Below are 12,820 nucleotides of genomic sequence, written 5' to 3'. Positions count from 1 at the left end.
CCCCCGCACTCAGACGGCGACGCCCACCTGCAGCGTGGCCGCGAAGCCGGCGCTGACGCTGCCGGTCACCGTGGCCAGTTGCAACACGCCACTGTCGTTGCCGAACACGTTGTCGCTGGCCAACGAGATGTTGCCGAAGTTGGTGGCGCTGCTGGCATAGCCGCTGGCATTGGCATAGACCTGGGCGCAGGCCGAGGCCGGCAGCGCCAGCTGCGAGGTCTTCACATCGTTGGCGCCGCTGGTGGCCGAGGCTAGGCTGGGGTAGACCTCGAAGTGGATGTGCGGCCAGCGCCCGCTGTAGCAGCCGGGGAAGATGGTGGTGAAGCTGACCTGGCCGTTGGCATCGCTGACCTGCACACCGCGCAGGTAGTTCTCGCCCACCACCGCGCTGGAGTACATCGAATACTCACCATCGCGCGTGGCGTGCCACAGGTAGACCGCGTAGCCGGCCAGCACGGCGCAGCTGTTGCCGCTGTCGACCAGCGTCAGCGTGACCGTCAACGGCACACCCTCGGCGGTGCCGCTGGCGGTGTCCACGCTGGTGCGGATGTCGCTGCGCACGATGCCGCTGAGCAGCAGCGCATTGGCCACGCCGCTGCTGTTGCTGTTGGTGCCATCGCCCGGGTAGGGGCCGGCGGTCTCGCTGGGAATCGTGCTGCAGGTGCCGGTGGTCGAACCGGTGTCGGTGCTGCCACTCGTGCTGCCACTCGTGCTCCCGCTCGTGCTGGTGTCTTCAGCGACGCTGCTGCTGCTGCTGTCCCCGCCGCCGCACCCCAGCAGCGACAGTGGCATCACGCCGGCCGAAGCGATGAGGCCCAGCGCGCGGCGGCGCGCAGCCTGGCTGGACAGGAGGTGGTCAAACGGTGTGGGCATGGTGCGGCAGGGGATGAGGTGTGGGTGACCTCATGCTGCGCGCGCCAGGTTTCGCGCCTGTTGCGCAGGGCTTCCGCCCTGCAAAGCCGCGGCTCAGCGCTCGATGCGTGCCCAGGCCGAGTGGTTGTGGATGGACTCGAAGTTCTCGACGTCCACCCGGTAGCGGCCGATGCGGTCGTCGGCATTCAGTCGCAAGGCCACGTCGCGCACCAGGTCCTCGACGAACTTCGGGTTCTCGTAGGCCCGCTCGGTGATCCACTTCTCGTCGGCTCGCTTGAGCATCGGCCAGATCTCGGACGACGCCGACTCCTCGGCGAAGCGCACCAGCTGATGCCACTCGATGGGCCGGGCCTGCGGGTCCAGCAGCTCGACCCGGATGGTGACCAGCGAGCGCTGGTTGTGCGCGCCGTAGTCGGAGATCTCCTTGGAGCACGGGCACAGGCTCTTGACCGGCACGCCCACCTCGGCCCAGATCGCCGTGTGGCCGCCGCGGCGCTCGGCCATCCAGGCGCCGGCGTAATCCAGCAGGCTCTGCACACCGGACACCGGCGCACGCTTGCGCAGGAAAAAGGAGAAGCGCGCTTCGACCCGGCCTTCCTGCGCGTGCAGCTTGTCGAGCATGGCATCGAGCTGCAGCTTCAGCGTGGCAGCGTCCAGCGGCGCCTGCTGTTCCTCCAGCCAGGCCACGAAGCGCGACATGTGCGTGCCCTTCTGCTCGGCAGGCAGGGCCACATCGAGGTTCCACAGCGCCGCGGTCTGCTGCACCTGGCCCGCCACGCGCAGGCTCAGCGGGTAGCGCACATCCTTCACGCCCACGCGCTGGATCGCCAGATGGCGCTCGTCGCGCTCACTCTGGGTGTCGGGGATGTGCAGGGCGTCGGTCAGCTGATTCATGGACAGTCGGGGTCGGCAGGCATGCAGCATGCCACTTCAGCGGCCCCGTTGCGGTTGAAAGGGTTGATCGCCGCGTTCGAAAAAATGCGTCAGGCCGCGGCCGTGCGCTCGGTTTCAGCCGGCTTGACCAGCGCCAGCGGAGTGGCACCAAAGCGCTGCACGATGGCCCGCTCGATGCCGGCGGCATCCAGGCCGCACAGCGACAGCAGCTTGGCCGGATCGCCGTGTTCGATGAATTCGTCGGGCAGGCCCAGGTTCAGCACCGGCACGGCCAGGCCCTCGGCGGCCAGCGCTTCCAGCACCGCTGCACCGGCGCCGCCAGCCACACAGCCCTCCTCGACCGTGACGAGGGCATCGTGGCTGCGCGCCAGCTGCAGCACCAGTTCGCGGTCCAGCGGCTTGACGAAGCGCATGTTGGCCACGCTGGCGTCCAGCTTGTCGGCCGCTTCCAGCGCCGGGTAGAGCAGCGTGCCAAACGCCAGGATGGCGATGCGGCGCCCTTCGCGGCGCAACTCGCCCCGGCCCCAGGGCAGCTGATCGAGTTGCGGCTCGATCGCCACGCCGGCGCCGCTGCCGCGCGGGTAGCGCACCGCCACCGGGTGGTCCTGGTGGAAGGCGGTGGTCAGCGCGCGGCGGCATTCGCGTTCGTCGGCCGGCGTCAGCACGCTCATGTTCGGCACGCAGCGCAGGTAGGCGATGTCATAGGCCCCGGCGTGGGTGGCGCCGTCGGCCCCCACCAGGCCGGCGCGGTCCAGCGCGAAGACCACCGGCAGCTTCTGCAGCGCCACGTCGTGGATCAGCTGGTCATAGCCGCGCTGCAGGAAGGTGGAGTAGATCGCCACCACCGGCTTCAGGCCCTCGCAGGCCAGGCCGGCGGCAAAGGTGACCGCGTGCTGCTCGGCGATGCCCACATCGTGGTAGCGGGTGGGGAAGCGCCGCTCGAACTCGACCATGCCCGAGCCCTCGCGCATCGCCGGGGTGATGCCCACCAGGCGCGTGTCGGCCGCCGCCATGTCGCACAGCCACTGGCCGAAGACCTGGGTGAAGGTGGGCTTGGGCGGCGTGGCGGGCTTTTGCAGGCCGATCTTGGGGTCGAACTTGCCCGGGCCGTGGTAGTTGATCGGGTCGGCCTCGGCCAGCTCGTAGCCGCAGCCCTTCTTGGTGACGATGTGCAGGAACTGCGGGCCCTTGGCGTCGCGCAGGTTCTCGAGCGTGGGGATCAGCGAATCGAGGTCGTGGCCGTCGATCGGACCCACGTAGTTGAAGCCGAACTCCTCGAAGATCGTGCCCGGCACGACCATGCCCTTGGTGTGCTCCTCGAAGCGCTTGGCGAATTCGTACAGCGGCGTGTGCTTGAGCACGCTCTTGGCGCCCTCGCGGGCAGCGGCGTAGAACTTGCCGCTCATCAGGCGCGCCAGGTAGCGGTTGAGCGCGCCCACCGGCGGCGAGATCGACATGTCGTTGTCGTTCAGGATGACCAGCACGTCGGGCAGGCCGGCGCCACCGGCGAAACCGCCGTGGTTCAGGGCCTCGAAGGCCATGCCGCCAGTCAGCGCGCCGTCGCCGATCACCGCCACGCAGCGGCGCTGCTCGCCCTTCAGCCGGGCCGCATGGGCCATGCCCAGCGCCGCCGAGATGCTGGTCGACGAGTGGCCGGTGCCGAAGGTGTCGTACTCGCTCTCCACCCGGCGCGGGAAGCCGCTGATGCCGCCCAGCTGCTTGAGCGTGGCCATGGCCTCACGGCGGCCGGTGAGGATCTTGTGCGGGTAGCTCTGGTGCCCCACGTCCCAGACGATGCGGTCGTGCGGCGTGCTGTAGACGTAGTGCAGCGCGATCGACAGCTCCACCGTGCCCAGGTTGGACGACAGGTGGCCGCCGGTGCGGCTGACGCTGTCGAGCACGAACTGGCGGAGTTCGTCGGCCAGCGTGCCCAGCTGCGAACGGCCAAGCCGGCGCAGGTCGGCCGGACTGTCGATGCTGGCCAGCAGCGCGGCGGGAACAGGCGGTTGGGGCATGGTGCGGTTCAGTTGTTGCGCTCGACCAGGCGGTCGGCCAGCCAGGCCAGGCGGGCCGGTGCCGGCAGCCCGGCGCGGCGCAGCGCGGCCTGGGCCTGGTCACGCAGGGCGATGGCGTAGGCCTGGGCCTGCTCCAGGCCCAGCGTTGACACATAGGTCGGCTTGTTGGCGTCCTGGTCCTTGCCGGCGGTCTTGCCCAGCACCTCGGAGTCCTGGGTGCAGTCGAGGATGTCGTCGACCACCTGGAAGGCCAGGCCGATCGCGTCGCCGTACTCGGCCAGCGCCTCCCAGGCGTCGGCGCTGGTCTGGCCGCAGGCGGCACCCATCAGCACGCTGGCCTGCAGCAGGGCGCCGGTCTTGCGGCGGTGCATGTCGCGCAGCTGCGATTCGTCCAGCGGCTTGCCGACGCTGGCCAGGTCGATCGCCTGACCGCCGGCCATGCCGGCCGAGCCCGACGCGCGCGCCAGCAGCCGCACCAGGCGGGCCTGCAGCGCGGGCTCGATGCCCTCGTCCGGCGTGAGGACTTCGAAGGCCAGCGCCTGCATCGCATCGCCCGCCAGCATGGCCTGGGCCTCGCCGTAGGCCACGTGCGTGGTGGGCTTGCCGCGACGCAGGGCGTCGTCGTCCATGCAGGGCATGTCGTCGTGGACCAGCGAGTAGGCGTGGATCAGCTCCACCGCCACCGCCGAGCGCATCGCGGCCAGGGCCTCGCCCTGGACAGCCTCGGCCGCCGCCAGCACCAGCAGCGGGCGCAGGCGCTTGCCGCCATCCAGCACGGCGTAGCGCATGGCCAGGCCCAGGCCGGCCGGCGCCGTGGCCGGCACCAGGCCCTCCAGGGCAGCCTCGACCTCCGCCAGCTGGTGGCGAGCCCAGGCCTCGCAGTCGTCGATCTTCATGTGTTGTTCGTCCAGGGCTTGAGCTGCCCGTCCTCCAGGACCTTGACCTGCTGTTCCACAGCGTCCAGGCGGCCGCGGCAGAACTCCAGCAGCACCGCGGCACGCTGGTAGCTGCCCAGCAGCCGGTCCAGTGGCAGCTGTCCACCTTCCATGGCCGCGATCAGTCCGTCGAGTTCGGCCAGGGCTTCCTCGTAGCTGGCGGGCTGTCCCGGGTCGGCCTTGGGGCTGGAACGCGGCATGGAGTCAAGAGCAGTGCAAACCGCGATTGTAGTTGGGCGGACGCCACACGGCGCTGACACGGCGCTGCAGCGCAACAGACCCTGCAGACCGGTTCACACCCCGCGGGTAGAATCGGCGCCCCCGCGGGCAGTGCCGGCGGCTTTCACCCTTTCAATCACCTTCGACAATCCCGCCCGCGGGGCCACCGGGCGGGGGGTTCGCAGACATGTTTTTTGGAGATCCTGGGGATCATGTCGGACCTGAGCATCACGCTGGAAGCTCTGGAGCGCACGCGCTCTCAACTCTCTGTTTTCACCTATTTTGATGAGGACCTGTTCCGCCGCGAACAAGCGCTGATCTTTCAGCACGGTCCTCGGTACCTCAGCCATGAGCTGGCGGTGCCGAATGTGGGCGACTACTACGCCCTGCCGCAGGAAGGCGAAGGCCGGATGCTGGTGCGCACGCCCAAGGGCGTGGAGCTGGTGTCCAACGTCTGCCGCCACCGCCAGGCCATCATGCTCAAGGGACGCGGCAACACCCGCAACAGCGTGGTATGCCCGCTGCACCGCTGGACCTACGACCTGCACGGCCAGCTGATCGGCGCGCCGCACTTCGACCACGACCCCTGCCTGCACCTGAACAACTACAAGGTGCGCACCTGGAACGGCATGGTCTTCGAGGACAACGGCCGCGACATCGCCGCTGACCTGGCCGGCCTGGGCCCGCGTGCCGCGCTGGATTTCTCGGGTTACGTGCTCGACCACGTCGAGATGCACGAATGCCGTTACAACTGGAAGACCTTCATCGAGGTCTACCTCGAGGACTACCACGTCGGCCCCTTCCACCCCGGTCTGGGTCAGTTCGTCACCTGCAGCGACCTGCGCTGGGAGTTCGGCAGCCACCACTCGGTGCAGACCGTCGGCCTGCACGACCGCCTGCGCCAGGCCGGCTCGCCGGCCTACACCCGCTGGCGCGACGAGGTGCTGCGCGTGCACGAGGGCCAGCTGCCCGACCAGGGCGCGATCTGGCTGACCTACTACCCGAACATCATGATCGAGTGGTACCCGAAGGTGCTGACGGTCTCCACGCTGTACCCGGTCAGTGTGGACCGCACCCTCAACGTGGTGGAGTTCTACTACCCCGAGGAAATCGCCGCCTTCGAGCCCGAGTTCTGCCAGGCCCAACGCGCCGCCTACATGGAGACCTGCCTCGAGGACGACGAGATCGGCGAGCGCATGGACGCCGGCCGCAAGGCCCTGTTCGAGCGCGGCGACGACGAGGTCGGCCCCTACCAGGCCCCGATGGAAACCGGCATGAAGCACTTCCACGAGTGGTACCGCCGCGTCATGGGCATGGGTCGTTCGTCCTGGTAAGGCCTACACAGCCCTGGCGCCACCAGGCCGCGGACGATCTTCCACGGCGTTGTGTTCACCACATCAACAGCAAGCTGCCCTGACCGGCCGTTGGGTTGACTGCGACGGTGTGGCGCGGCGGCCGAGGGGGAGTTCGCTTGTCCTCATGTCCCCCACCTCGCCTCAACCACATCTGCGGGCAATGACTGCCACAGGCAGTTTTCAGCCTTTACGCCAACTCCACCAGATGCCATAGGTCCCATTGCTGCCGAGGATCCGCGTGGCGCTGGCGTTCGGCACTTTCGTGGCGCTTGATGCCGACATACGCGTCCACCAGCGGCGCGCCCAGCTGCGCCCGCAGCGGGCTGCTGGATTGCAGCGCGTCCAGTGCCGCGGACAGCGATGTCGGCAGCGCCTGGCCCTCGCCCGGCAGGCGCACGGCCTGCAGGCCGTCCAGGCCCAGGCCGATCATCGAGGCCAGGATCAGGTAGGGGTTGGCATCGCCGCCGGGCAGGCGGTTCTCGACGCGGCGGGCCGCCGGGCTGGAGGCCGGGATGCGGAAGGCCAGTGAGCGGCTGTCCTCGCCCCAGCTGGCGTGCGAAGGGGCAGCGTCGCTCAGGCGGATGCGGTCATAGGACATGTCGAAGGGCGCGCAGAAAGCCATGGCGGCTGCAGCCCCGGCCTGCAGGCCGGCGATGAAGTGCGGCAGCACCGGCTCGCCGCCGGGCGGGCTGAAGGCGTGCGGCCAGGCGCGGCCGTCGGTGTGCTGCAGGCTCAGGTGCCAGTGCATGCCGGTGCCTGGCTGGTCCAGGAAGGGCTTGGCCGCGAAGCTGGCCAGGAAGCCGCGCCGCGCGGCCAGCTCGCGCGCCAGGCGCTTGAATCGCCACACCGCATCGGCCTGGGCCAGCGGCTCGCCGGGCAGGAAATTGACCTCGTACTGCGACAGTGCCGACTCGTGCGCATGGCCGCTGACCGGGATGCGCTGCGTGGCGCAGGCCTCGTAGAGCGCGTCGAAGAAGCCATCGAAGTGGCCGGCGCGTTCCAGCGAATAGGCCTCGCAGGCGCGCTCGCGGGCCGGCGCATCGGGATGGGCGCGGGCGGCCAGCAGCTCACCCTCGGCGCCGCGCTCCAGCAGGAAGAATTCCAGCTCGGGCGCCACGGTGGCGCGCAGGCCCGCCGCCTTCAGCCGCACCAGCGCCGCACGCAGCGCTGCGCGTGGTGACAGCGCCGAGGCATCCAGGTCCGGGCGCAGCGCGCCGCTGGGCTCGCACACCACGCACAGCTCGCCCGGCCGGCCGGGGCGCGGCGCCAGCGTCGACAGGTCAGGCACCAGGTGCACATCGGCATAGCTGGCCGGCAGCACCGGGCCGATGACGTCGGCTGGCTCGCCGCCGGTGAGCGTCAGGCCCAGCACCACCGAAGGCAGCTTGCAGCCCACCTGGCCCTCGAAATCAGCGCGCGCCACATGCTTGCCGCGCGCCACCGAGCTGAAGTCGCCGGTGGCGCATTCCACGCGTCGGGTGTCGGGGTAGACATCCAGCGCATCGCGCAGGGTGTCGGCGTCGGGCAGTGGCAGGGGCAGGATCGGAGACATCGGTCGGGCCGGGGTGGCGGGGGCCCGGATGATAGGCGGTCGCCGGAACAGCGCCGGGAAGGCCGATGTCCCCGGCCGCTTGTCGGCACGGCCGGGTTCCTAGAATGGCGGCTGTGCACCTGCTGAACGCCGATCTGCACTGCCACTCGGTGCATTCCGACGGCAGCCTGCCCCCCGATGAACTGGCCCGCCTGGCCCATGCCGGTGGCGTGCAGCTGTGGTCGCTCACCGACCACGACGAGCTGGCCGGCCAGCATGCCGCCCGGGCGGCCGCCGAGGCGCTGGGCATGGCCTATGTCTGCGGTGTCGAGGTCTCGATCAGCTTCCTGGGCGAAACCGTCCATGTGCTGGGCCTGGACGTGGACCCCGACCACCCGGGGCTGAATGCGGGCCTGGCGCGCTTGCGCGCCGGCCGCGAACATCGGGCCCGCGAGATGGGCGAGAGCCTGGCCCGCGTAGGCATTCACGGCGCCTACGAGGGCGCCCGGCGCTATGCCGGCAACCCGGATCTGGTCTCGCGCACCCATTTCGCCCGCTTCCTGGTGGAGCACGGCCACTGCGCCAGCGTCCACGAGGTTTTCCAGCGATACCTGAAGGAAGGCCTGCCCGGCTTCGTGCCGCACCACTGGGCGGCGCTGGGCGAAGCGATGCAATGGATCCGCGATGCCGGCGGCCTGCCGGTGCTGGCGCATCCGGCGCGCTACCGCTTCTCGCCCACCGAGGAGTGGGCGCTGTTCCATGAGTTCGTCGGCCACGGCGGCGTGGGTGTCGAAGTCACCTGCGGCGCGCACTTTCCCGACGAGGCCACCCGCTACGCCGCCACCGCGGAGGAATTCGGCCTGCTGGCCTCGCGCGGGTCGGACTTCCATGCCCCGGGCGAAAGCCGGGTGGCGCCGGGCGAACTGCCCGACCTGCCTGCCCGCTGCACCGCGGTCTGGACCCGCTGGGCCGACCGGCTGCAGCACCTGCGCCCGGCCGCCGAACTGGCCTGACCCCTGGCGCCTTCAGCCGGTCTTCAGCCGCTGCTCAGCCAGCCTTCATGCCGGCGCCGCACCATGGCGTTCACGGGCACGGTGCCCGCAAGGAGCCTGACCATGCACCCCGAACTTCGCCTCTTCATCCAGCGCTGGCTGGGAACTGTCGCCCTGGCCCTGGTGCCGGTGGTGTTCACCGCCTTCATCAGCCTGCCGGTGGCGCTCGAGCGACATCCCGGCGAGCCCCCGGCGCTGCACGCCCAGCACATGACCTGACCCACCCGCGGCAGGCGCGACAATCGGGCCACCATGGCCCAGTATTTCGAGGTTCATCCCGACAACCCCCAGGTCCGCCTGCTCAAGCAGGCGGCGCAGATCCTGCATGCCGGCGGCGTGGCCGCGGTGCCCACCGACTCCAGCTACGCGCTGGTCTGCCACCTGGACGACAAGACCGCTGCCGAGCGCCTGCGCAAGATCCGCCAGGTCGACGACAAGCACCACCTGACGCTGCTGTGCCGCGACCTGTCGGAGCTGGCCAGTTACGCGCGCGTCGACAACCGCCAGTTCCGCCTGCTCAAGCTGGGCACGCCGGGGCCGTTCACCTTCATCCTGGAAGCCACCAAGGAGGTGCCGCGGCGGCTGTCGCATCCTTCGCGCCGCACCATCGGCCTGCGCGTGCCCGAGCACCGCGTGCTGCAGGCGCTGCTGGAGGAGCTGGGCCAGCCGCTGCTGGCCACCACGCTGATTCCACCCGGCGAGACCGAGGCGCTGAACGATCCGCACGAGATCCGCGACCGCTTCGAGAAGCAGTTGCAGGCGGTGGTGGATGCAGGCGCCTGCCCCTTCGAGTCCACCACCATCGTCGACCTGACCGGCGACGAGCCCGAGCTGCTGCGCCGCGGGCGGGGTGACCCGGCGCTGCTGGGGCTGTAGACGGGCGGGATGCAGCCCCTGGCGCCGGACACCCCGGAGCGTCGCGTGTTCACCGCGGCCCTGTTCGCTGCCTGGGCCCTGGCGATGTGCGTGGTCGGCGTGGCCTTGGGCCTGAGGCCCGTGGTGAGCACGCTGTGGACCGCCTGGCAGACCCGCCACTGGATCCCGGTGGAGGTCACGGTGATCGAGCAGGCGATGCCGGACCCGGACGACCCGCCACTGCCGCTGGCCACCTACCGCTACAGCGTCGACGGGCGCTCCTATGTGGCCGATCGCATCGGCGTGGCACCACTGGCCTACGATGGCTTTGATCGTTGGCATGCCGACTGGACGCAACGCCTGCAGCGCGCGCAGCAGGACGGTTTCACGCTGCCGGGCTGGGCCGATCCTCGGGCGCCTCACCGCGCGGTGCTGGACCGCCAGCTCCGGATCAAGCCGCTGCTCTGGCGCGGCGTGATCGCCCTGGTGCTGCTGTCGCTGGCCGGGATGGCCTACCGGGCATTGGGACCAGCCTGGCGCGGTGACGACTGGACACGCCAGCGCGGCGTCTGGGGCTTCGCCGGCCTGTGGATCGGCATCACGGCGCCGATGGCCGGCTTCTGGTTCCTGCAGGACCCGGGCCTGCCGGGGCTGGCCTTCGCCCTGGTGTTCTGGGGCGGCGCCTTCGTGCTGATCCTGGGCAGCCGGCACGGCCGGGTGCACCCCGGCTGATCAGCGCAGCGCGTCGCGCACCCGCTCGGGGCTGAAACCCAGCTGCGGCTGGCCACGCACGAACAGCAGCGGGGTGCCCGGCGCGCCCTGGGCCTGGAAGCGGGCCATGCAGGCGCCGTCACGCTCGACCAGGCACTCGTCGAAGGGCACCTGTTGCGCCGTCATCCAGCGCCGCGCGGCGGTGCAGAACAGGCAGGTCTCGCTGGAGACCATCAGGATGTCGCCCGGCTTCGCCAGCCGGGCGATCTCCTCACCCACCTGGCCGTCACGCCAGGCCTGGAAGGCTGGCCAGCCGACCAGGGCCAGCCCGGCGATCAGGCCCAGGGCGAGCTGGTCTCGACGGCTCACCGCCACGACGCGCTGCCCGGGAGCGCGCGCGCCTCGGGCCAGGACCGGCGTGGCGAGCCCGCAGGCACGTCAGACCGCGGCGGTGACGACGATCTCGATCTTCCACTCGGGCTTGGCCAGCGCCGCCTGCACGGTGGCGCGCGGCGGCGTGTGGCCGGCCACGACCCAGGCTTCCCAGACGCTGTTCATCGCCGCGAAATCGGCCAGGTCAGCCAGGAAGATCTGCGCGCGCAGGATCTTGGTCTTGTCGCTGCCGGCACGGGCCAGCAGGGCGTCGATCGCGTCCAGCACCTGGCGCGTCTGGCCCTGGATGTCCTGGCTGCCATCGGCGGCCACCTGGCCGGCGAGGTACACGGTGCCGTTGTGGACGGCCATCTCGGACATGCGGGGGCCGACGTCGAATCGCTGGATCATGATCAGTGCTTTCCTTGGGAAGTCTTGCGCGTGTGGCGCGTGTGATGGGAGGGATGGGGTTCGTGCGCCGGCGCAGCGGCGGCAGCGGCCTTCTGGCCGATCTTCGATTCGGTGCCCGCCAGCAGCTTGCGGATGTTGGCGGCGTGGCGCCACACCAGCAGCGCGCTCATCACGGCAATCGCCCCGACCATCGTCGACACGCCGAAGGCCAGCAGCTGGATCACCGGCGCGGCCACGGCAGCCAGGATGGAGGCCAGCGAGGAATAGCGCGTGAAGTAGGCCACCGCCAGCCACAGCCCCGTGCAGGCCAGGCCGGTCACCGGCACCAGAGCCAGCAGCACCCCCACCGCGGTGGCCACGCCCTTGCCGCCCTGGAAGCGGAAGAACACCGGCCACAGGTGGCCCAGGAAGGCGGCCAGGCCGACCAGGCCCAGCGTGCCCTCGCCCCAGCCGAAGCGCGGCGCCAGCCACTGCGCCAGCAGCACCGGCACCACCCCCTTGAGCGCGTCCAGCAGCAGCGTCAGGATCGCCGCCTTCTTGCTGCCCGAACGCAGCACATTGGTGGCGCCGGGATTGCCCGAGCCGTAGCTGCGCGGGTCAGCCAGGCCCATCGTGCGGCTGACGATGACCGCGAACGACAGCGAGCCGATCAGGTAGGCCACGAGCGTGGCCGCCAGGGTGGACAACAAGGACATGGGCAGGGGGCGCGGGGCCGGATGAACCGGGCGTGGAGTGTAAGCCCCCCGACCGGGCACCCTGCCCGTGGCTTGACCCGACGCGCCCGCCCGGCCGGGTGGTGGTGACTGGCGCCGGACGCCCGCAGCGGGTCCATCCGGGCCGGTCGCACCTGCCACCGGCCCGCCTCGGAGCAGGCGCTCCAGCCGCATGACCACACACATTGACACATCTGGGCGCCTGCAAACGTTGACAGTCTGATCGCGGTCAAGACGGCTGCGGGGATGCCCGCTGGGCTGGCCACCCGGCTGCAGGCAAGATCGCGGGATGGGAGACGACACGCTGCACTCGATCGAGGAGCGCCTGTGGCAGGAGCTGGTCCGCGCACCGCAGCGCGGCCACCCCTGGCGCCTGTGCACCCTGGCCACGGTCACGCCGGAGGGCCTGCCCGATGCGCGCAGCGTGGTGCTGCGCCAGGTCGATCCGGCCGAGCGCGAGCTGTGCTTCTTCACCGACACCCGTTCACCCAAGGTGGCGCAGATCGCCCGCCAGCCCCAGGGCGTGCTGGTGATGTGGTCGGCCGAGCTGGGCTGGCAGCTGCGCCTGGGTGTGCAGCTGGAGGTGCTTGACAGCGGCCTGGCCGTGCTGTCGCACTGGACCCGGTTGAAGATGACGCCCGCCGTGTTCGACTACCTCAGCCCGGTGCCGCCGGGCAGCCCGCTGGAGCGCCCCTCGGCTGAGCGCGGCGACCGCGAGCACTTCGGGGTCATCTGCGCCCGCGTGCAGACGATCGACTGGCTCGACCTGAACACCAACGGCCAGCGCCGCGCGCGCTTCGGCCCCGGGCCCGGCACGGCCAGCTGGCTGGCGCCTTGACCCGCTGAGCCCCCCAGGGCCGGGCTGCGCCCAGCCCGCCCCCGCG

At 70.6% G+C, this 12,820-nt stretch carries 15 protein-coding genes; 6 read left to right on the top strand and 9 right to left on the bottom strand.

Features of this window, described 5'->3' with window-relative positions; all coding sequences use genetic code 11:
• Positions 1-9: 9 nt before the first annotated feature.
• The 5 genes from KAK03_RS04975 to xseB form a co-directional block, all read right to left on the bottom strand.
• The gene (locus KAK03_RS04975) at positions 10-873 is read right to left on the bottom strand and encodes an intradiol ring-cleavage dioxygenase (RefSeq protein WP_210852077.1); all 864 of its coding nucleotides are present in this window, start codon (positions 871-873) and stop codon (positions 10-12) included.
• Between the two features lie 93 nt (positions 874-966).
• Complete coding sequence (gene folE2, locus KAK03_RS04970) at positions 967-1,767, bottom strand: GTP cyclohydrolase FolE2 (protein ID WP_210852076.1); 801 nt, start codon at positions 1,765-1,767, stop codon at positions 967-969.
• 89 nt (positions 1,768-1,856) lie between these two features.
• A complete protein-coding gene (dxs, locus tag KAK03_RS04965) occupies positions 1,857-3,782 on the bottom strand; it encodes a 1-deoxy-D-xylulose-5-phosphate synthase (RefSeq protein WP_210852075.1) in 1,926 nt (641 codons plus the stop codon).
• An 8-nt stretch (positions 3,783-3,790) separates the two neighbouring features.
• A complete protein-coding gene (locus tag KAK03_RS04960) occupies positions 3,791-4,678 on the bottom strand; it encodes a polyprenyl synthetase family protein (protein ID WP_210852074.1) in 888 nt (295 codons plus the stop codon).
• Positions 4,675-4,917, bottom strand: a complete 243-nt coding sequence (gene xseB / locus KAK03_RS04955; protein WP_210852073.1) for an exodeoxyribonuclease VII small subunit — start codon at positions 4,915-4,917, stop codon at positions 4,675-4,677. The genes KAK03_RS04960 and xseB overlap by 4 nt, the downstream gene beginning before the upstream one ends.
• A 231-nt stretch (positions 4,918-5,148) precedes the next feature.
• Between xseB and KAK03_RS04950 the strand changes: the two genes are divergently transcribed.
• Entirely contained in the window at positions 5,149-6,270 is a 1,122-nt protein-coding gene (locus KAK03_RS04950; RefSeq protein ID WP_210852072.1) for an aromatic ring-hydroxylating oxygenase subunit alpha, read from the top strand.
• 208 nt (positions 6,271-6,478) lie between these two features.
• Here KAK03_RS04950 and KAK03_RS04945 read toward each other — a convergent pair whose 3' ends face one another.
• A complete protein-coding gene (locus tag KAK03_RS04945; RefSeq protein ID WP_210852071.1) occupies positions 6,479-7,843 on the bottom strand; it encodes a type I glutamate--ammonia ligase in 1,365 nt (454 codons plus the stop codon).
• Between the two features lie 104 nt (positions 7,844-7,947).
• On the opposite strand from KAK03_RS04945, the gene KAK03_RS04940 reads away from it, so the two are divergent.
• From KAK03_RS04940 to KAK03_RS04925, 4 genes are all read left to right on the top strand, one after another.
• Entirely contained in the window at positions 7,948-8,835 is an 888-nt protein-coding gene (locus KAK03_RS04940) for a PHP domain-containing protein (RefSeq protein WP_210852070.1), read from the top strand.
• Positions 8,836-8,937: 102 nt separating this feature from the next.
• The gene (locus KAK03_RS04935; RefSeq protein ID WP_210852069.1) at positions 8,938-9,093 is read left to right on the top strand and encodes a hypothetical protein; all 156 of its coding nucleotides are present in this window, start codon (positions 8,938-8,940) and stop codon (positions 9,091-9,093) included.
• A 33-nt stretch (positions 9,094-9,126) separates the two neighbouring features.
• A complete protein-coding gene (locus tag KAK03_RS04930) occupies positions 9,127-9,750 on the top strand; it encodes an L-threonylcarbamoyladenylate synthase (protein WP_210852068.1) in 624 nt (207 codons plus the stop codon).
• Positions 9,751-9,759: 9 nt separating this feature from the next.
• Entirely contained in the window at positions 9,760-10,461 is a 702-nt protein-coding gene (locus KAK03_RS04925) for a DUF3592 domain-containing protein (protein ID WP_210852067.1), read from the top strand.
• Here the strand turns inward: KAK03_RS04925 and KAK03_RS25360 are convergent, their stop codons facing one another.
• The 3 genes from KAK03_RS25360 to plsY form a co-directional block, all read right to left on the bottom strand.
• Positions 10,462-10,809 (bottom strand): glutaredoxin family protein, encoded by a 348-nt coding sequence (locus KAK03_RS25360; protein ID WP_210852066.1) that lies wholly within the window; start codon positions 10,807-10,809, stop codon positions 10,462-10,464.
• Positions 10,810-10,878: 69 nt separating this feature from the next.
• Positions 10,879-11,223 (bottom strand): RidA family protein, encoded by a 345-nt coding sequence (locus KAK03_RS04915; protein WP_210852065.1) that lies wholly within the window; start codon positions 11,221-11,223, stop codon positions 10,879-10,881.
• Positions 11,224-11,225: 2 nt separating this feature from the next.
• Complete coding sequence (plsY, locus tag KAK03_RS04910) at positions 11,226-11,918, bottom strand: glycerol-3-phosphate 1-O-acyltransferase PlsY (RefSeq protein ID WP_210852064.1); 693 nt, start codon at positions 11,916-11,918, stop codon at positions 11,226-11,228.
• A gap of 307 nt (positions 11,919-12,225) precedes the next feature.
• Between plsY and KAK03_RS04905 the strand changes: the two genes are divergently transcribed.
• On the top strand, positions 12,226-12,774 hold the full coding sequence (locus KAK03_RS04905; protein ID WP_210852063.1) for a pyridoxamine 5'-phosphate oxidase family protein: 549 nt from the start codon (positions 12,226-12,228) through the stop codon (positions 12,772-12,774).
• Positions 12,775-12,820 lie beyond the last annotated feature (46 nt).

The sequence above is a fragment of the Ideonella alba genome (assembly GCF_018069845.1).
Taxonomy (GTDB): domain Bacteria; phylum Pseudomonadota; class Gammaproteobacteria; order Burkholderiales; family Burkholderiaceae_C; genus Ideonella; species Ideonella alba.
The sequence above is the reverse complement of the archived record's forward strand: the minus strand, read 5'-3'. Positions and strand labels throughout refer to the sequence as shown.

Coding starts and splice junctions, on each gene's coding strand:
- KAK03_RS04930 (WP_210852068.1), top strand. CDS start 9,127: ATGGCCCAGTATTTCGAGGTTCATCCCGACAACCCCCAGGTCCGCCTG.
- KAK03_RS04905 (WP_210852063.1), top strand. CDS start 12,226: ATGGGAGACGACACGCTGCACTCGATCGAGGAGCGCCTGTGGCAGGAG.
- KAK03_RS04935 (WP_210852069.1), top strand. CDS start 8,938: ATGCACCCCGAACTTCGCCTCTTCATCCAGCGCTGGCTGGGAACTGTC.
- KAK03_RS04940 (WP_210852070.1), top strand. CDS start 7,948: ATGGCGGCTGTGCACCTGCTGAACGCCGATCTGCACTGCCACTCGGTG.
- KAK03_RS04950 (WP_210852072.1), top strand. CDS start 5,149: ATGTCGGACCTGAGCATCACGCTGGAAGCTCTGGAGCGCACGCGCTCT.
- KAK03_RS04975 (WP_210852077.1), bottom strand. CDS start 873: ATGCCCACACCGTTTGACCACCTCCTGTCCAGCCAGGCTGCGCGCCGC.
- KAK03_RS04915 (WP_210852065.1), bottom strand. CDS start 11,223: ATGATCCAGCGATTCGACGTCGGCCCCCGCATGTCCGAGATGGCCGTC.
- KAK03_RS04925 (WP_210852067.1), top strand. CDS start 9,760: ATGCAGCCCCTGGCGCCGGACACCCCGGAGCGTCGCGTGTTCACCGCG.
- plsY (WP_210852064.1), bottom strand. CDS start 11,918: ATGTCCTTGTTGTCCACCCTGGCGGCCACGCTCGTGGCCTACCTGATC.
- KAK03_RS04945 (WP_210852071.1), bottom strand. CDS start 7,843: ATGTCTCCGATCCTGCCCCTGCCACTGCCCGACGCCGACACCCTGCGC.
- KAK03_RS04960 (WP_210852074.1), bottom strand. CDS start 4,678: ATGAAGATCGACGACTGCGAGGCCTGGGCTCGCCACCAGCTGGCGGAG.
- folE2 (WP_210852076.1), bottom strand. CDS start 1,767: ATGAATCAGCTGACCGACGCCCTGCACATCCCCGACACCCAGAGTGAG.
- dxs (WP_210852075.1), bottom strand. CDS start 3,782: ATGCCCCAACCGCCTGTTCCCGCCGCGCTGCTGGCCAGCATCGACAGT.
- xseB (WP_210852073.1), bottom strand. CDS start 4,917: ATGCCGCGTTCCAGCCCCAAGGCCGACCCGGGACAGCCCGCCAGCTAC.